The following is a 16,732-nucleotide window of genomic DNA, read 5'->3' on the forward strand; positions in this document are numbered from 1 at the left end:
ACGTCGTGTCGGCAGGCGGCCCTGGCGCCGGTGGATCGGCGCGCCAGTGGCCACGGCAACGCGCAGCGTACGAGGCCGCGATGCGTCGCGGCATCGGCGGGATGGACGAAAACGGTGGGGGGTACTTACCCGGATCGGGTTTGCGCAAGGGCATGCGGCGGTGCCGCGATCCGAAGCGCGGCATCGCTTATGATGGCGCCGCCGCTGCGGGCGCGTTCAGTCATCCGGTTCGTGCGGCGCTTGATCCATTTCCTGCTGGAATCCTCATGGCCCGCCTCAAACTCGACCTGCCCGCCGACCAGCTTTGCTACGCCACGCACCTCACTGTGCGCGTGACGGACATCAATTCGGCCAACCACCTTGCCAATGATTCGATGATCTCAATGATTTCGGAGGCGCGGGCGCGCTTCCTGTTCGAATTCGGCAGCGAGGATGTGCGCGAGGAAGGCGTCGGCATCATCGTCACCGACCTGGCGACGATGTACCGCAACGAGGCCCATGCGCGCGACCAGCTGCTGTTCGAGGTGGGCGTGATGGACTTCAACAAGTACGGCGGCGACATCATCTTCCGCATTACGCGGCCGGCCGATGGCGCGCTGATCGCGATGGCCAAGTCGGGCTTTGTCTTCTTCGACTACGTGGCCAAGCGGGTGGTGGCGATGCCGGCGGGGTTCGCCGGGCGCTTCCCGAAGGTGAACTGGGTGGAATAGCCGCTGGCGTGGCGCGGTCCGCTGACAGCGCCACGTGTTTGCCAGCAAGCGGGCTCAGGCCTTGCGCTCGCCGCCCAGCGCCTCGGTCAGGTCGACCAGCATGCCGGACAGCTCGCCCGCCATCATGGTGAAGTCCGCGTCGAAGCGCTCGTCTTCGTCGTGCGCGGTGCCGTCGGCCTGTTCCTTGATCACGTCGAGCGGCGCGACCTTCTTGACCACCAGCCCGTCGGTCAGCACGAACGAGACGCGGTCGTTCCAGGTCATTGCCAGTCGCGTGCAGCGCTTGCCGGCGGCGATATGGCGGCGCAGGTCTTCCGGGTCGAGCGGGTGGCGCACGTAGCGGACCGTGGCCTTGCTTTCGGCGCCGGACTGCAGCTCGATTTCCTGGTCGACGGTAAAGCCGGCCGGGGCCGCGTCGCCGGCCAGCCATTCGGTCATGGCCGCCACCGGCGACTGGTTGACGTGCAGGTTGATCAGCGGCAGCGGATCCAGCGCCTTGAACAGCATGCCGCGTACTTCATCGGCCTTGGCCGCGGCGGCGGCGTCGATGGCAAGCCAGCCGTTGTCAGGATCGATCCACACGCGCGTGTCGCGGCGGATGCTGAAGGCGCGCGGCAGCAGTTCTTCGGTGACCTGCTCCTTCAGTTCCTTCATTTGCTTGCGGCCCGGCTTGTAGCCTTGCTGCTCTTCGATCTCGGCGGCGCGGGCGCGCGTGACCTGGTTGACCACGGTGGTGGGCAGCAGCTTCTTTTCGGTGCGCAGCGTCAGCAGCATCTGACGGCCGACGGTATGGACCAGCTGGCCGTTGTCACGCGGCGAAGCCCAGCCCTGCGTCTGCATCTCGAGGCTGGTGCCGGGAAAGAAGGCGTGCTTCGCCAGGCTGGCTTCGACCTCGTCGGCGCTCGGCGACCACGGGGCGGAGAAACGATGGACCTGCAGATTCTTGAACCACATGGGGAATTCGGCCAAAGGGACGAATTCTAACGCCCGCGGCGCGGCACCGCGAAAAATGCCCGGCGCCGCGCGACCTGCCGGCCGCGCGGCAATCGCCGGAAAGCGCTGCTACAGGTCGAGCTTTGTGATCTTGCTGCCCTCGAAACTCAGCCCGGCCATCAGGCCGGCATTGGTCAGCACGAAGCCGACGATCGGCTGCTGCGCGGTGTTGGTGTCGAGCACGCCGTTTGCGCCAATCGTGGCCAGCGCGACGGTGGCATCGACGCCCGCGGTCCAGCCGCTGCTGCGCACGAACTTGTCGTAGGCGTCCTGTGTCATGAACATCAGGATCACGGCCTTGGACTGCGCACCGATCTGCCAGCCGACCGAGCCCGAGACCAGCCGGTAATAGCCGCGCGTGGCGCCGCCCGAGCGCAGTGCGCCATCACCATACTCGCCGCCGACGATAAAGCCGGCCGACAGGGTCTTCGGGAACACCAGGATGCCGCGCGCGCGGTTGCCCAGCTCGCGCGAGCCGTTGACCGAGCTGTACAGGCGCGACAGCGTGGCGTCCGCGCCGGAATCCAGTTCGCGCCGGCGTGCGGCCTTGTCGCTGGGCGCGTCAGGCTTGGTGGTGGTGCACGCGCCGGTGGCCAGCGTGCCGAGGGCCAGACCCGCGCTGGCCGAAAGGAAGGTTCGACGTTTCATCTCGTCTCCTTGGTGTTGTTGTCGCCTTTGAAGCATAGGCGCCGAAATCACCCGGGCAAATGATTCTGGCCAACTAGTCGTTTCCATTTGTGACGAAGGTGGTGCGGGACGGCCGTTCGCGGCAAGAATAATGGGCCTTGCGCCCGGTACGTCCCATGGCTGGCTGACGGCTACCATGTGACCGCCGCTGCGCCGTCCCCGCATCTTGATCAGTCATGAAGAAACTTCTCACCGCCTTGCCGCTGCTTCTGCTGGCCGCCTGCGCCTCCCAGCCTCCGGGCGCTTCCACTGACGCCACGGCATCGGCCCCGGCGGCCGACGCCGGCAGCGAATGGCAGGCGCTGCGCGCCAAATACATGGACTGCACGCAGAAGAAGGCGAACGACAACCTGTCGGCCAAGGGCCAGTCCAAGGACGTCGCCGACCTGGCGCTGTCCGCATGCCAGCCGGAACTGGACGCGATGCACCAGTCGTTCCGCAGTTATCTCGATGCGCAGATGTCGTCGTCGCACGGCAAGAGCAGCGCGCGCCAGGCAGCGGCGCGCGTGACCAGCGACACCCGCGACAAGGCGCGCAATTACCTGGTGCGCTACGTCGAGCGCGAGCGCTACCTGGCCCGCCAGAACTGAGCGCGGGCCCGCCGTCAGGTCAGAGCATTTCCAGCGGCGCCGGGCCGTCCGGCGGCGGGAAGATGCGGTCGATCCCGGCCAGCTGCGCCGGCGACAGCGTCTTCGACAGCGCCTCCAGGTTTTCCTGCAGGCGCTCGCGCCGGCTGGTCTTGGGGATGGCGATGATGCCGTCCTGCGCCAGCAGCCAGGCCAGCGCCGCCTGTGCCGCGCTCATGCCGTGGTCGCGCGCGAAGCGCTTGAGTCCGGGATGGCCCAGCAGGCGCGACTGCTCGATCGGCGAATAGGCCATCACCGGCACGCCGCGCTGGCGCAGCCAGGGCAACAGGTCCCACTCGATGCCGCGCCGGCCCAGGTTGTACAGCAGCTGGTTGGTGGCCACCCGGCTGCCGCCCGGCGTGTCCCACAATTCCTGCATATCGGACAGGTCCAGGTTGCTGACGCCCCAGTGGCGGATCTTGCCGTCGCGCTGCAGCGCCTCCATGGCCTGCACGGTTTCTTCCAGCGGCACGCCGCCGCGCCAGTGCAGCAGGTAGAGGTCGATGCGGTCGGTGCCCAGCCGCTTCAGGCTGCGCTCGCAGGCCTGCACGGTGCCGCGCCGGCTGGCGTTGAACGGGTAGACCTTGCTGACCAGGAAGGCCTGGTCGCGCCGGCCGGCGATGGCCTCGCCGATCATGGCCTCGGACTGGCCTTCGCCGTACATCTCGGCGGTGTCGATCAGGCGCAGGCCCAGGTCCAGCCCCAGGCGCAGCGTGGCAATCTCTTCGGCCCGCGCGGCGGGGGACTCGCCCATATTCCAGGTGCCCATGCCGAGCGCCGGGACGCGCTCGCCGTCGGGCAGGGTGACTTGCTTCATCGCTTGGCTTCCAGGTTGGCCGGGGTCGGGCGCCCGTCGGCACCCAACCACACTAGTTAACAACACCGGCAATGTACAACCCGCGCGGGCACGGAATGCTTCAAACCAGTCCGGTCAGAAAATACAGCGCGATGACGAAGAATACCGCGCCAGTCTTGATCAGCGTGACGGCGAAGATGTCGCGGTAGGACTCGCGATGCGTCAGGCCGGTCACCGCCAGCAGCGTGATCACGGCGCCGTTGTGCGGCAGCGTGTCCATGCCGCCGCTGGCCATCGACACCACGCGGTGCAGCACCTCCAGCGGGATCTGCATCGCCTGCGCGCCGGCGATGAAGCATTGCGACATCGCCGCCAGGGCAATGCTCATGCCGCCCGAGGCCGAGCCGGTGATGCCGGCCAGCGTGCTGACCGAGACCGCGGCATTGACCAGCGGGTTGGGGATGGCGCGCAGCGCCTCGCTGACCACCAGGAAGCCCGGCAGCGCCGCGATCACGCCGCCGAAGCCGTATTCCGACGCGGTGTTCATCGACGCCAGCAGCGCGCCGCCGACTGCGCCCTTGGTGCCCTCGGCAAAGCGCTCGCGCAGGGCGCCGAAGGCGGTCACCAGCACTACCGCGATGCCCAGCAGCAGCGCGCCTTCCACCGCCCAGATCGCGGTAACGCTGGCAATCTTGGTCTCGACCGGCCTGGCCAGGCCCGGCAGCGCCACGCTGTTGGATTCGCCGTACCACAGCGGGATCATCCGCGTCAGCCAGAAATTGGCCACGCCCACCACCACCAGCGGCAGCAGCGCCAGCAGCGGGTGCGGCAGCTTGCCGGCCTGGCTGCGCTCGGGCTCGTTGCGCAGGTTGGTGCCGTAGCCCTCGCCGCGCGCGGCGGCGGCGCGCCGGCGCCATTCCAGGTAGCTCAGGCCGACCACCAGGATAAACAGCGAGCCGGCCACGCCCAGCACCGGCGCGGCCCACGAGGTGGTGTTGAAGAAGTTGGTGGGGATGATGTTCTGGATCTGCGGGGTCCCCGGCAGCGAATCCATGGTGAACGAGAACGCGCCCAGCGCGATCGCGCCCGGCATCAGCCGCTTGGGTATGTTGCTCTGGCGATACAGCTCGGCGGCAAACGGGTAGACCGCGAACACCACCACGAACAGCGACACGCCGCCATAGGTCAGCAGCGCGCATACCGTGACGATCACCGCGTTGGCGCGCGCACGCCCGATATAGCGGATCGCCGCGGCGACGATGGACTCGGAAAAGCCCGACAGCTCGACCACCTTGCCGAACACCGCGCCTAATAAGAAGACGGGGAAATACAGCTTCACGAAGCCGACCATCTTCTCCATGAAGATGCCGGTGAAGACCGGCGCCACCGCCGACGGGTCGGTCAGCAGCACCGCGGCCAGCGCGGCGACCGGCGCGAACAGGATCACGCTGTAGCCGCGGTAGGCGGCGAACATCAGGAAGGCAAGGGCTGCCAGTACGATCAGGAACGACATCGGATCTCCTTCAGGGTTGCCTTCTCCTGAGGTGCGGTCCGTTGCCGCGCGGGGGGCCTGCGCTTGTGGCGCTTTGTCGCTTGCTGTGCGTCAGGAAAAGGGATCAGCCGGCGACTGTGCCACAGCTTGGCCGGCGGCGAAACCTCGCGGCGCGCCGCCGGTCGCAACGGTGGCGGCGGCCGGCATGAAGGAGCAGGGCAGGTTCACCGGTGCTGGTGGCGATACTCCTGCGTGCGCCCGCCATAGCCATAGGCCGCGGCGCGGGCGTCGATCACGTGGACGTAGGAGACCGGATGCAGGTTGCCCAGCAGCCCGGACATGGTCTCGAACACGGCCGCGATGAACTCCGCCTTCTCCGCCTTGGTGTTGGTTTCGTCGGTCACGCTGATGTCCAGGTGGAAGGCATTGCGGCCCTGCTCGGACAGCGGCGTGTCGGCGATGATCCAGCTGTCGTGCGGGATGTACTGGACCGTTACGGCGATGACGTCGCGCTGCTTGCCGAGCACGCGCTCGGTCAGGTCGGCGATGGCCCTGGCGCTGCGGCGGGTGAGGTCGGCATCGGGTTGGCCGGACAGGTGCAGGACGATGTGGGGCATGGCGGGCTCCTTGGGTTTGAGCGGGTGGGTGAAGCCATGGTAGGGCGTGGTGTAATATCGGAAAAGCGGGAATAACCGATACCTTCCATCGGATCTGCCGAAATCATTCCAACCCTGTCCGGAGGCTTGCCATGCGTGGCTTCGACACCGACCAGTTGCGTACCTTCGTGACGGTTGCCGACAGCGGCAGCCTGTCGGCCGCGGCGCCCCGGCTGTTCCTGTCGCAGTCGTCGGTCAGCGAGCAGCTGCGCAAGCTGGAAGAGCGCGCCGGCGTGCCGCTGCTGACGCGCGGCCGCCACGGCGCGCAGCCGACGCCGGCCGGGCAGCGGCTGCTGGCGCACGCGCGTCGCATCCTCGACCTGAACGAGCTGGCCTTGCAGGAGTTGCGCGGCCACGCGCTGGAAGGCGAGCTGCGCCTGGCGGTGACCGACTATTTCCGTCCCGGCGAGATTGCCGGCATGCTGCGGCGCCTGCGCGAGCGCTATCCCTACCTGCGCCTGCACGTGACGGTGATGAAGAGCGCGGCGATCGATGCCGCCGCCGCGCGCGACACCTTCGATATCGGCCTGAGCATGCGCCTGCCCGGCACGCGCGCGCCGGCCGCGCGCGGCACCGTGCTGCGTCGCGAGCCGCTCGCCTGGGTCGCCGCGCCGGCCGAGGCCGACAGCCTGCCCGCAACGCTGCCATTGGTGCTGCTGCCCGATACTTGCTCGCTGCACCAGTACGTGGTGCAGCGGCTGCTGCGCAAGCGGGTGTCGTTCGAGATCGCGCACTCCGCGTCCGGCGTGGCGGGGCTGCACCTGGCGCTGGCGGCGGGGCTGGGCGTGTCCTGCCTGAACGCATCGGCGATCGGGCCGGGCGTGGCACCGCTGGATGCCGCCACCATCGCGCGTCTGGGGCTGCCGCGGCTGCCGGAGGCGGAGTTCTTCCTGCTGCCGGCGCGGCGCGGCGAGTCGGCCTTCATTGCGGAAGCGCGCGATGCGCTGGCCGCACAACTGGCCTAGCCGGACCGCGCCAAAGTCAGAAAAGAATCACAAATCGGCCCAGGCGAGGGGGCCTGGTTGTGTTGAAAGCAACATATCTTGATTGGGAATAGGAATAATTCGCAATCTCGTTGACCGTGACAATCGCGTAATCGATAATTCGCCCGCTTTTCCAAATTATTACAGTCGATTACAGGCCAATGAGAATAAAACTTCACCCGATTTGTGCCGCGGTGGCGGGGAGCTTCGTTTTTCAACCGATGCTGGTGTGGGCACAGTCCGCGCCGGCGCCGACGCCGGCGCAGTTGCCGGAGGTCACCGTCAAGGCGGACGTCAGCCGTGAACTGGGCGCTGGCTACAACCCGCCCAATGCGGTCAGCGCGACCAAGACCGAAGCGCCGCTGCGCGACGTGCCGCAAACCGTCAACGTGGTCACCGCCGAGGTCATGCGCGACCAGCACGCCACCTCGATGCAGGACGCGCTGAAGAACGTGCCCGGCGTGTCGTTCTCGCACGGCGACGGCCAGCGCGACCAGGTCTCGATCCGCGGCTTCACCGCCATCGCCGACCAGTTCGTCGACGGCATTCGCGACGATGCGCTGTACTTCCGCGACATGTCCAACGTCGACCGCGTCGAAGTCATCAAGGGACCGGCCGCGGTGCTATACGGGCGCGGCTCGTCGGGCGGCCTGATCAACCGCGTGACCAAGAAGCCGGGCATCGACGTCACCGACTTCGCGCTCAGTTACGGCATGTGGGCCGACCGCCGCGCCGAGGCCGACGTGGGCCGCGTGTTCGCCGACGGCGCCGCGGCGTTCCGCGTGACGGGCGCGGTAGAAAAGGCCAACAGCTACCGCTCGCAACAGTTCCTGGACCGCGCGGCGATCGCGCCGTCGCTGGAGCTGCGCGTCGCGCCCGAGACCACCGTGCTGTTCCAGGCCGACTACCTGGAAGACCGCCGCGTGACCGACTTCGGCATCCCGGCTTACCGCGGGCGGCCGGTGGACGTGCCCGCGTCGCGCTACTACGGCGCGGCCAACGCGCGCGACGCCGACTACTCGCAGTCGCGTGTGTTCTCCGGCACCGCCACCATCAACCATCGCTTCAATGAGAACTGGTCGATCCGCAATGCCACGCGGTATTACCACTACTCGCTCGACCGCAACAACACGCTGACCGCCGCGGTCAACGAAGCGACGCAACGGCTGACCATGAACCACGGCAATGTCCGCCGCGAGGAACATGGCTGGTTCAACCAGACCGACCTGATCCAGAAGGCGACGATCTTCGGCACCAAGCACGAGATCCTGTACGGCATGGAGATCGGCCAGCAGAACAAGGACCAGATCAACAACACCAAGCCGGTGCCGGGTACCTTCGACCTGTTCAACCCGGTGCTGCCGGTGCTGCCGCGCCCGGCGCCAGGCAACCCGACCACCTCGAACCTGGGCATCTTCGATACGCTGGCGTTCTACACCCAGGACATGATCACCTTCAGCGAGCAGTGGAAGGCGCTGGTCGGGGTGCGCTACGACAACTTCCAGCAGGAGACCCGCAACCGCATCGCCGGCCAGCGCGACCTGTCGCGCAGCGACTCCGCCTGGAGCCCGCGCGCCGGCCTGGTGTGGCAGCCGAGCAAGACCCAGTCGTACTACGTGTCGTGGAGCAAGTCGTTCCAGCCGTCGGGCGAGGCCTTTGCGCTGGCGGCCAACAATGCGGATCTCGGCCCGGAGAACACCACGAATACGGAAGTCGGCGCCAAGTACGACTGGCTGAACGGCAAGGCCAGCACTACGATCTCGCTGTTCCGCCTGGAGCGCAGCAATATCAAGGTCGCCAACGCCACCAACACGGCGCTGCTGCCGATCGGCGAACAGCGCACCGACGGCGTGGAGCTCTCCGGCGCGGCCGAGCTGGGCAGCGGCTGGCGCATGCTGGCCGGCTACGCCTACCTGGACGCCACCATCACCAAGTCCAGCGCCGCGCTGCAGGGCAAGCGCGCCACCATCACGCCACGCCACTCCGGCAACCTGTGGGTGACCAAGGACCTGGGCCACGGCTTCGGTGTCGGCCTCGGCGCCAACCTGGTGGGCGCGCGCTATGCCGACCCGCAGAACACCGTGACGCTGCCCGGCTACGTTACCGCCGACGCGATGGCCTGGTACCGCCGCGGCGCCTTCGAGGCCCAGCTGAACGTGTACAACCTGTTCGACAAGGGCTACATCGTCTCGGCGCACGGCACCAATGCCAACCTGAACATGCCGGGCGCTCCGCGCAGCGTCATGGCCACCCTGCGCTATCGCATGTAAAGCGCAGCATCGGGGACAAAAAAACCGGGCGGTTCATCACCGCCCGGTTTTTTTTCGCCTGCTGTTTCTCCTTCGGCCCGGCACGCGACCGCATGCCCCGGAGAAACCCTGAGTGCCGGCCGCGCTCAGTGCTCGCGCTCCCAGGTCTGGGTGCGTCCGATCAGGCTGATGCCGATGAAGCCGCGCACGTTGAGCTTGTTGCCATCCTCGGTGAGCGACATCTTGCTCTTGTAGACCTTGCCGTTTTCCGGATCGAGGATCTCGCCGCCGCTCCACTCGTTGTCGCCGGTCTTGCGCAGGCCGGAGAGGATGGTCATGCCGATCAGCGGCTGGTCCTTGCGTGCGTCGGTGCACTTGTCGCACACCCGCGGCTTGCCGTCGCCGTCGACGAAACTCTTGAGCAGGCGTCCGCTGTAGACGCCGTTCTTCTCGGTGATCTCCACCAGCCCGCGCGGCTTGCCGGTGTTGTCGTCGATGGTCTTCCACGTGCCGCTGGGCGTGGCTTGCGCCAGCGCCGCGGCGCTGGCGAGCAGGGTGGCGGCAAGCACCGCGGCGCGCACCGTGGAAGCAATGAGGGAAGGGCTGCGCATGATGTCTCCTTTGAGGTCCGTAGCCACGCCAATCTACTGGCGCGGGCGCCGCGCCGCAATCCGGCGCGGCGTGGCGCACGCCGCTTCCCCGCCCCCGCCCGCTGCCCGCCAGGCCGCATGCAGCGGGCGTTTGCGGGTTTTTGTGGCGCAGCAAAACGCGCCTGCGCGCGGGCGCTGAAGCAATCCTCTAAGCGGACGTACGACACACCGCGCGGCAACTTCGCCGCACCTTCGCGAGGGCGCGCACGCATCCGCAAAGCGCGGCGCGCGCTCCGGATCGCGCGGCTCGACGCGTCGTCATCGCAGCGACTGCCGGAGTGTTGCCGCGATGCTTCGCTGTCGTCGCGGCTTGGCGCGATCGCAACGCTGCGATGCCGCCGCGATGTCCTGGCGATGCCTTCGCGATGCCTTTGCGATGTTGCGTCGATGCAAACCGTTGCGTGCGCGCATCACTCGCGCGCGCGCTCGGCGATGGTGGCGCGCAGCGACCGACGCAGGTGTCGCCGAGCACCGAGCGCGGCGTCGCGCGTGCGCGCCGGGTCGAGTGTGTAAAGCATGCAGAGCGCGCGCCGGTGTTCGCCGCGCGCGCGAGTCCAAGCGTGCCGCCGCACCGTGCGATGCGCATCGCCCGCGTATCGGTGCATCGCCCGCAAAGCCTTTGTCCATGCGGCTTTTCGGAAAGCGCGAGGACTCGCGGCGGCGCTCTCCGCAGTCGTCGCGCGCAGGTTGCGCGGCTTGTCATCGCTACGCGCGACGGTGTGTAAAAGCTGCGGCGCGCGCGCTCTGCGAAGCGGCGTCGCGCGGCGCGCGCGTGTGCGCGTGGTGGGTCCCGACACGGGCATGCGCGCGACGCGTTTCGATGTCGTCGGCAACGTCTTCGTGACGACGCGCGTGAGAACTAGTTGGAGCGATGCATGCAGGCAAGTTTTTTTGCACTTTTTTCTTAACATCATCGTGCAAACGAATTATGATTCGCCTTGACAAGAGTCTCACTTCATTGCAGCGAAGCAGGAAGCAAGATGGAACCGAAAAGCGCGATGCGCGCTTCGATGCAATGACGAAGGTAGTAGCTGAGGAGCACGAGAACTTTGACGCAGACCAGGCCCGACCGGCTTCTTAAAACGCGTGCAGTCTCCCTTGGTCCATTAACGGGTTGGACCCGCTACCACCGAATGAATGCCGCCTGCCGTGCGCGAGGCCAAGCCCGCACCGCAGGCCTGCTGTCCGATATCTCCTCATTTCTGGCCGCGCGCCGGCTCAACGGGCGGTGCGGGCTGATCGAATATTCCAGGGCGCGGCATGTGCCCGAGACCCGCTTGCGGTCTCGCGCCGGCCGCCAAGTCACCGCCATGGGCGGTGCCCCTGCAACCGAATTCATTAGCGTGCAGCAGTGGTCGGGCCGCACGCCGATGAATCGCTCGCTCGACTGGGGCCGCGCTGCTGTGGCGCGCCTCGGGTCGGTCGGGTCGCCAACTTAGGTCATTCGATATTCACTCTCTAGTGAAGGAGTTATCCATGGCAACTGCTGCAAAGAAAAAGCCGGCGGCTAAGAAGGCCGCCAAGCCGGCCGCCAAGAAGGCTGCTGTGAAGAAGGTCGCCGCCAAGAAGGCTGCACCGGCCGCCAAGAAGGCAGCCGCCAAGAAGGCACCGGCCAAGAAGGCCGCGGTGAAGAAGGTCGCCGCCAAGAAGGCCGCGCCGGCCAAGAAGGCCGCCGCCAAGAAGGCAGCACCGGCCAAGAAGGCCGCGGTGAAGAAGGTCGCCGCCAAGAAGGCCGCACCGGCCAAGAAGGCCGCCGCCAAGAAGGCAGCACCGGCCAAGAAGGCCGCGGTGAAGAAGGTCGCCGCCAAGAAGGCCGCACCGGCCAAGAAGGCTGCTGCCACGAAGGCGCCCGCCAAGAAGGCCGCTGCCAAGAAGGCTGCACCGGCCAAGAAGGCTGCTGCGAAGAAGCCGGCCGCCAAGAAGGCTGCTGCCAAGAAGCCGGCTGCCAAGAAGGCCGCCGCCAAGCCTGCCGCGGCCCCTGCCGTTGCTCCCGCTTCGGCTGCCAAGACCGCGCTGAACCCGGCTGCTGCCTGGCCGTTCCCGACGGGCAACCGTCCGTAAGCTGCGCCGCCACGGCGTGGACCTTACCCGTTCCGCAAGGAACCACCACGGCACGCAAGTCGTGCCTGTATGACCGGATACCGCGTATCCGGTCCGCAAGACACCTGGTCTTGCCGACCCGCCGATGGCAACTGCCCGGCGGGTTTTTTCATGGGCAAGCGAGGGCTGCGCCAGGGCATGGCAAGGCTGCCACGGCGGCCAAAGAAAAAGCGCCGCACCCTTGCGGGTACGGCGCCCGGGGTGCGCCTTTGGTGAGGGCCTGCGCGGCCGTCAGTGCGTGACGCGGGTCACGCCGCCGGAGGACAGCAGCCGCACCCGTTGGCCGGGGCGGAAGGCTTCGTCGGCCTCCTGCGTGATCGCGCGCATCTCGCCGTTGTCCAGGCGCACGGTGATCTCCAGCGCGCGGCGCTGGTTGATCTTGTTCTCGGCCGCGCTGCCGGCGATGCCGCCCAGCACCGCGCCGAGGATGCCGGCCGCTACCGCGCCGTTGCCGCCGCCGATGGTGCTGCCGGCCGCGATGCCGCCGATGGCGCCGCCGGCCAGCGTGCCGGCGCCGCTCTGGCCGCCCTGGATGGTGACCTCGCGGATGCCTTCGACCACGCCGTAGCGCACGGTCTGCTCGCGCTGCGCCTGGCCGGTGCCGTAGACGCTGTTGGAATTGGATTGCGTGGCGCAGCCGGCCGCCAGCGTGGCAACCAGGGTGGCCCCCAGGACGGCAAGCGCGCCGCCGCGTAGCTTGTTGTTCATGTCAGTTCCCGAAAGTTCGCCACGCGCCGGCCGCAGCTCAGGCGTAGCGGTACCCGAATGCAGACTGGAACCGGTTGCCGATTTCCTCGCGCGACAACCAGTGGTTCTGCGGACCCTGCTGCGCGATCTTGACCGACCCCATCAGCGATGCGAGGCGGCCTGTCGTTTCCCAGTCTAATCCGTTTTCGATGCCGAAGAGCAGGCCGCCGCGGAAGGCGTCGCCACAACCGGTCGGGTCGACGACGCGCTCGGCCGCAACCGCCGGGATCGCGTACTGGCGGCCATCGGCAAAGATGCTGGCGCCGCGTTCGCCGTGCGTGACGATGAAGGCACGAACCTTGGCGGCAACCTCGGCGCTGGTCCACGCGGTGCGCGACAGCAGGACCTGCGCCTCGTAGTCGTTGACTGTCACGTAACTGGCGAGTTCAACGAACTCGCGCAGGTCGTCGCCGTTGAACAGCGGCATGGCCTGGCCCAGGTCGAAGATGAACGGCACGCCGGCTTCGGCGAACTGGCGCGCGTGGTGCAGCATCCCTTCGCGGCTGTCCGGTGCGACGATGCCCAGGCCCGGCGCCTTGTCGCCGCCCAGCGCGTCCTTGACGTGGTTCAGTTGCGACTGGCTCATTGCGCCAGGGTGGAAGGCGGTGATCTGGTTGTTGTCCAGGTCGGTGGTGATCATGGCCTGCGCGGTGAAGGTCTCCGGCAGCACGCGGATGTGGCCGGTCGGGATCTCGAGCTTGCGCAGGTATTCCAGGTAGGATTCGGCGTCGATGCCGACGGTGGCCATCACCACCGGATCGCCGCCCAGCATCTTCAGCGTGTAGGCGATGTTGCCGGCGCAGCCGCCGAACTCGCGGCGCATGCCGGGCACCAGGAACGAGACGTTCAGCATGTGGATCTGGTCCGGCAGGATGTGTTCGCGGAAGCGTCCGTCGAACGTCATGATGGTGTCGTAGGCGACGGAGCCGCAGATCAGGCTGGCCATGCTCTCTCCAGGTGTCGTGATGGTTTGGGTGGATCGGTGCCCTTGCGGGCAGCAGCTGTAACGCAGAAAACAGAAGCGGCCGCCCCGTGGTCGCGGGCGGCCGCTGACATCGCAGGCGCGCCGCCTGTTACTTCAGCGCGGCCAGGGCGGCGTCGTAGTCGGGCTCGTTCTTGATCTCGGGCACCAGCTGGCTGTACTTGACGGTGTCGTTCTCGTCCAGCACCACCACGGCGCGCGCGGTCACGCCGGCGAGCGGGCCGGTCTTGATGTCGACGCCGTAGTTGCCCTTGAACTCGGCGCCGCGCATGGTCGACAGCGGCACCACGTTGGCCAGGCCTTCGGCGGTGCAGAAGCGGCCCATGGCGAACGGCAGGTCGGCGGAGATGGTCAGCACCACGGTGTTGGCCAGGCCGCTGGCGGCTTCGTTGAACTTGCGCGCGGACGCCTGGCACACCGGCGTGTCCAGGCTCGGGACGATGTTCAGCACCTTGCGCTTGCCGGCGAAGTCAGCCAGCGAGACGTCCTTCAGGTCCTTGCCGACCAGCGAGAAGGCCGGGGCCTTGTCGCCGGGTTGCGGGAACTTGCCTGCGACTTCGATGGCGTTGCCGCCGAGGGTGACGTTGCTCATGTCTACTCCTTGATCTCTGATGGGTTTCCGGTGGTGGTCCGGAGCGGGGGCAAGGCCCGCCGACAGGCTCGGATTCGGTCCGGCGGCGGGCCAGGAATTCAGGGATAAAAAATCAGCACGCGATAGTTGGCCGGCGCCTGCTGCGTCCGGAATCGTACCCGAACCGGCAGCTCCATGCCCGCGCGCAGCCCTTGCGCGGCAAAGGCCTGCTGCGACGGCTCGAGGTATTCCGCGGGCTGCAGCACCCGGCGCAGCAGCAGCTGGTCCTGCAGGTCGGTCATCACCAGCTCGATCGCCGGCAGCGCGGTGCTGGCGCGGCCCAGGTTGCGCAGCGTGACCGCCAGCAGGTAGGTGTCGCCGCCTTCATCCTGGCGCTGCAGCTGCGAGGTCTCGATGCGCAGCGCATCGATGTCGCGCCACGGCGGCACGGTGCAGCCCAGCGGCGCGCATGCCGCCTCGAGTGCCGGGCGCAGCATCGGCAGGTGCCCGGCGAGCTGGCTGCGTCCCAGGTACGCAAGCTGCAACAGCGCGGCGAGGGCGAGTACCACGGCTGCCGCGCGCCACGCGACGCGGGGCACCGCAATGGGCCGGCGTGGCTGGCGTTCACGTTCGCGGTCGCGCGCGTGCCGCAGGAAGTCCGGGGCGAACACCGGGCCGGCCGGTGCTTCGGCGCGGACCCAGCGGCGCGTCGCCTGCTCGCGCGCCACCGCGCCGCCGGTGACGCTGGCAAGGGTATCTGGACCGGCGGAGCGCGCTTGGTCCTGCTCGCCGACCGCGGGCAATGCGTTCGGCGGCGTGGCGGGCGCAGCCTGGTCAGCCGGGCGCTGCGTGTGATCCGGCCACGGCGCCGACTCGGATGCCTGATCGGCCGATGCCGCGCGCAGGAATTCACTCGCGCTGGGGATGGCGCCGGGGGCCGGCGTCGCGGGTTTGCCGGCCGGGCTATCGAGCGCGCCGTGATCGAGCGCCGGCCAGGCGGCTGCCGCCGGTGCAGGTGTCGGTGCCGGGGCCGGGGCCGGGGCCGGGGCCGGGGCCGCTTCGGCGACCAGGCCTGGCGCCTGGCGCTGCGCGTCGCGGGCATCGCGGTCGGCGACGGCTGCGTTGGCTTCGCGCAGCGCGCGTTCGATCTCGGCATCGTCCATGCCGGCCTGCGGTGGCGCGGCCATGTCCTCGGGCGACGACATCAGCATGGTCGGCGCATCCAGCGCCGGCACGTCGTAGCCGGGATCGATGGTCGGGGTGAAAGCGGGAGTCGGGGTCGGCGCGGGTGCCGCGGGTGATGAGGCGGGCGGCGCGGTGGTTTCAGCGGCTGCGGGGACAGGCGCGGCAGACGCTGCCGGCTTCTGTGCCGAGGCCTGCGCGCTGCCCGCCGGCAGCGGAATCTCGATCAGGTGCTCGCGCGCGTCGAACACCGTTTCGCACTGGCCGCAGCGCACCAGCCCCTGGCGCAGCCGCAGTTGGTCGGCGACCAGCCGGAAGGCGGTGCGGCAGGCCGGGCAGCGCGTGACTAGCTTGACGGCGGCCATCGGGCGCAATCAGGGCCGGGTGCCGTGCAGGCAGACCCAGCCTTCCTCGCTGCGCCACACCGTCAGCGGCAGCCAGGGGGCATAGGCCGCGGCGACTTCGTCGGCCTGGCGCTCGAGCACGCCGGACAGCACCAGCCGCCCGCCGGCGCGCACGCGCGCGCTCAGCATGGCGGCCATCAGCTTGAGCGGGTTGGACAGGATATTGGCGACCACCAGGTCGTAGCTGGCGTCGGACACCGATTCCGGCAGCGCGAACGAGGCCTCGACGCGGTTGCGCTCGGCGTTGTAGCGCGACGCCTCCACGGCGTTGGGGTCGATGTCGATGCCGACCGTGGCGCCGGCGCCGAGCTTGCGCGCCACGATCGCCAGGATGCCGGAGCCGCAGCCGTAGTCGAGCACGGTTTCGCCCGGCGTCAGGTTCTGCTCCAGCCACTGCATGCACAGCCGCGTGGTGGGATGGCTGCCGGTGCCGAAGGCCAGGCCCGGGTCGAGCTCCAGCACCACGGCGTCGGGCTCGGGCGCGTCGTGCCACGAGGGCACCACCCAGATGCGCTCGCCCACGCGGATCGGCTCGAACTGCGATTGCGTCAGCCGCACCCAGTCCTGGTCCTCGACCGCGCGCAGCTGGTACGGCGGCACCGGGTCGATGCCGAGCTGGTTGGCGGCGGCCGCCACCACCACGGCCGGATCGGCGTCGTCGCCGAACAGCGCGACCACGCGCGAGCGGTTCCACGCGAGTTGCTTCGGTTCCAGCCCGGGCTCGCCAAAGAGCGGCTGCTCGTCGGGCGTGTCGGCGTCGGCGTCTTCCACCGAGACCGACAGCGCGCCGAGGTCGAACAGGGCGTCAGACCAGGCCTCGGCCTGGTCCTGCGCCACTTCGATCACACATTCCTGAAATGCCACGGGCTTCCTTCTGTTGCTGCGGGTTAGCTCAGACCGGTGC

16 protein-coding genes are annotated in these 16,732 nt (G+C 68.3%); 5 read left to right on the top strand and 11 right to left on the bottom strand.

Annotation, left to right across the window (positions count from 1 at the left end):
- Positions 1-266 precede the first annotated feature (266 nt).
- Positions 267-710, top strand: coding sequence for a thioesterase family protein (locus A3AG_RS0115520; RefSeq protein WP_018006295.1), 444 nt, complete (start codon positions 267-269; stop codon positions 708-710).
- Between the two features lie 54 nt (positions 711-764).
- Here A3AG_RS0115520 and A3AG_RS0115525 read toward each other — a convergent pair whose 3' ends face one another.
- Entirely contained in the window at positions 765-1,664 is a 900-nt protein-coding gene (locus A3AG_RS0115525; RefSeq protein WP_018006296.1) for a recombination-associated protein RdgC, read from the bottom strand.
- Positions 1,665-1,772: 108 nt separating this feature from the next.
- Positions 1,773-2,351 carry a BPSL1445 family SYLF domain-containing lipoprotein gene (locus tag A3AG_RS0115530; protein ID WP_026164217.1) on the bottom strand — a complete coding sequence of 193 codons (579 nt, stop codon included), beginning with the start codon at positions 2,349-2,351 and terminating at the stop codon, positions 1,773-1,775.
- 215 nt (positions 2,352-2,566) lie between these two features.
- On the opposite strand from A3AG_RS0115530, the gene A3AG_RS0115535 reads away from it, so the two are divergent.
- On the top strand, positions 2,567-2,980 hold the full coding sequence (locus A3AG_RS0115535; RefSeq protein ID WP_018006298.1) for a hypothetical protein: 414 nt from the start codon (positions 2,567-2,569) through the stop codon (positions 2,978-2,980).
- Between the two features lie 19 nt (positions 2,981-2,999).
- On the opposite strand, the gene A3AG_RS0115540 is transcribed toward A3AG_RS0115535, so the two are convergent.
- From A3AG_RS0115540 to A3AG_RS0115550, 3 genes are all read right to left on the bottom strand, one after another.
- Positions 3,000-3,833, bottom strand: a complete 834-nt coding sequence (locus tag A3AG_RS0115540) for an aldo/keto reductase (RefSeq protein WP_026164218.1) — start codon at positions 3,831-3,833, stop codon at positions 3,000-3,002.
- A gap of 100 nt (positions 3,834-3,933) precedes the next feature.
- Positions 3,934-5,325: a GntP family permease gene (locus A3AG_RS0115545; protein WP_018006300.1), complete on the bottom strand. Its 1,392-nt coding sequence runs from the start codon at positions 5,323-5,325 to the stop codon at positions 3,934-3,936.
- A 203-nt stretch (positions 5,326-5,528) separates the two neighbouring features.
- Positions 5,529-5,921 carry a tautomerase family protein gene (locus A3AG_RS0115550; RefSeq protein WP_018006301.1) on the bottom strand — a complete coding sequence of 131 codons (393 nt, stop codon included), beginning with the start codon at positions 5,919-5,921 and terminating at the stop codon, positions 5,529-5,531.
- Between the two features lie 131 nt (positions 5,922-6,052).
- On the opposite strand from A3AG_RS0115550, the gene A3AG_RS0115555 reads away from it, so the two are divergent.
- Together A3AG_RS0115555 and A3AG_RS0115560 are read left to right on the top strand one after the other, a co-directional pair.
- On the top strand, positions 6,053-6,925 hold the full coding sequence (locus A3AG_RS0115555) for a LysR family transcriptional regulator (protein WP_018006302.1): 873 nt from the start codon (positions 6,053-6,055) through the stop codon (positions 6,923-6,925).
- A gap of 179 nt (positions 6,926-7,104) precedes the next feature.
- Positions 7,105-9,213, top strand: coding sequence for a TonB-dependent receptor (locus A3AG_RS0115560; RefSeq protein ID WP_018006303.1), 2,109 nt, complete (start codon positions 7,105-7,107; stop codon positions 9,211-9,213).
- 125 nt (positions 9,214-9,338) lie between these two features.
- Here the strand turns inward: A3AG_RS0115560 and A3AG_RS0115565 are convergent, their stop codons facing one another.
- A complete protein-coding gene (locus A3AG_RS0115565; RefSeq protein WP_018006304.1) occupies positions 9,339-9,803 on the bottom strand; it encodes a DUF2147 domain-containing protein in 465 nt (154 codons plus the stop codon).
- A gap of 1,515 nt (positions 9,804-11,318) precedes the next feature.
- Here A3AG_RS0115565 and A3AG_RS0115570 point away from each other — a divergent pair.
- Positions 11,319-11,903 carry a histone H1-like DNA-binding protein gene (locus tag A3AG_RS0115570; protein WP_018006305.1) on the top strand — a complete coding sequence of 195 codons (585 nt, stop codon included), beginning with the start codon at positions 11,319-11,321 and terminating at the stop codon, positions 11,901-11,903.
- Positions 11,904-12,173: 270 nt separating this feature from the next.
- Here the strand turns inward: A3AG_RS0115570 and A3AG_RS0115575 are convergent, their stop codons facing one another.
- From A3AG_RS0115575 to prmA, 5 genes are all read right to left on the bottom strand, one after another.
- On the bottom strand, positions 12,174-12,650 hold the full coding sequence (locus A3AG_RS0115575; protein ID WP_018006306.1) for an outer membrane lipoprotein: 477 nt from the start codon (positions 12,648-12,650) through the stop codon (positions 12,174-12,176).
- A gap of 37 nt (positions 12,651-12,687) precedes the next feature.
- Positions 12,688-13,635, bottom strand: coding sequence for a carbohydrate kinase family protein (locus A3AG_RS0115580; protein WP_018006307.1), 948 nt, complete (start codon positions 13,633-13,635; stop codon positions 12,688-12,690).
- 127 nt (positions 13,636-13,762) lie between these two features.
- On the bottom strand, positions 13,763-14,263 hold the full coding sequence (gene tpx / locus A3AG_RS0115585) for a thiol peroxidase (protein WP_018006308.1): 501 nt from the start codon (positions 14,261-14,263) through the stop codon (positions 13,763-13,765).
- 98 nt (positions 14,264-14,361) lie between these two features.
- On the bottom strand, positions 14,362-15,789 hold the full coding sequence (locus tag A3AG_RS0115590) for a DUF3426 domain-containing protein (protein ID WP_026164219.1): 1,428 nt from the start codon (positions 15,787-15,789) through the stop codon (positions 14,362-14,364).
- Between the two features lie 9 nt (positions 15,790-15,798).
- Positions 15,799-16,692, bottom strand: a complete 894-nt coding sequence (gene prmA / locus A3AG_RS0115595) for a 50S ribosomal protein L11 methyltransferase (protein WP_018006310.1) — start codon at positions 16,690-16,692, stop codon at positions 15,799-15,801.
- Positions 16,693-16,732: the final 40 nt, after the last annotated feature.

Origin of the sequence: Cupriavidus neocaledonicus, assembly GCF_000372525.1 — a bacterium.
GTDB classification, from domain to species: domain Bacteria; phylum Pseudomonadota; class Gammaproteobacteria; order Burkholderiales; family Burkholderiaceae; genus Cupriavidus; species Cupriavidus neocaledonicus.

Coding starts and splice junctions, on each gene's coding strand:
- A3AG_RS0115520 (WP_018006295.1), top strand. CDS start 267: ATGGCCCGCCTCAAACTCGACCTGCCCGCCGACCAGCTTTGCTACGCC.
- A3AG_RS0115525 (WP_018006296.1), bottom strand. CDS start 1,664: ATGTGGTTCAAGAATCTGCAGGTCCATCGTTTCTCCGCCCCGTGGTCG.
- A3AG_RS0115530 (WP_026164217.1), bottom strand. CDS start 2,351: ATGAAACGTCGAACCTTCCTTTCGGCCAGCGCGGGTCTGGCCCTCGGC.
- A3AG_RS0115535 (WP_018006298.1), top strand. CDS start 2,567: ATGAAGAAACTTCTCACCGCCTTGCCGCTGCTTCTGCTGGCCGCCTGC.
- A3AG_RS0115540 (WP_026164218.1), bottom strand. CDS start 3,833: ATGAAGCAAGTCACCCTGCCCGACGGCGAGCGCGTCCCGGCGCTCGGC.
- A3AG_RS0115545 (WP_018006300.1), bottom strand. CDS start 5,325: ATGTCGTTCCTGATCGTACTGGCAGCCCTTGCCTTCCTGATGTTCGCC.
- A3AG_RS0115550 (WP_018006301.1), bottom strand. CDS start 5,921: ATGCCCCACATCGTCCTGCACCTGTCCGGCCAACCCGATGCCGACCTC.
- A3AG_RS0115555 (WP_018006302.1), top strand. CDS start 6,053: ATGCGTGGCTTCGACACCGACCAGTTGCGTACCTTCGTGACGGTTGCC.
- A3AG_RS0115560 (WP_018006303.1), top strand. CDS start 7,105: ATGAGAATAAAACTTCACCCGATTTGTGCCGCGGTGGCGGGGAGCTTC.
- A3AG_RS0115565 (WP_018006304.1), bottom strand. CDS start 9,803: ATGCGCAGCCCTTCCCTCATTGCTTCCACGGTGCGCGCCGCGGTGCTT.
- A3AG_RS0115570 (WP_018006305.1), top strand. CDS start 11,319: ATGGCAACTGCTGCAAAGAAAAAGCCGGCGGCTAAGAAGGCCGCCAAG.
- A3AG_RS0115575 (WP_018006306.1), bottom strand. CDS start 12,650: ATGAACAACAAGCTACGCGGCGGCGCGCTTGCCGTCCTGGGGGCCACC.
- A3AG_RS0115580 (WP_018006307.1), bottom strand. CDS start 13,635: ATGGCCAGCCTGATCTGCGGCTCCGTCGCCTACGACACCATCATGACG.
- tpx (WP_018006308.1), bottom strand. CDS start 14,263: ATGAGCAACGTCACCCTCGGCGGCAACGCCATCGAAGTCGCAGGCAAG.
- A3AG_RS0115590 (WP_026164219.1), bottom strand. CDS start 15,789: ATGGCCGCCGTCAAGCTAGTCACGCGCTGCCCGGCCTGCCGCACCGCC.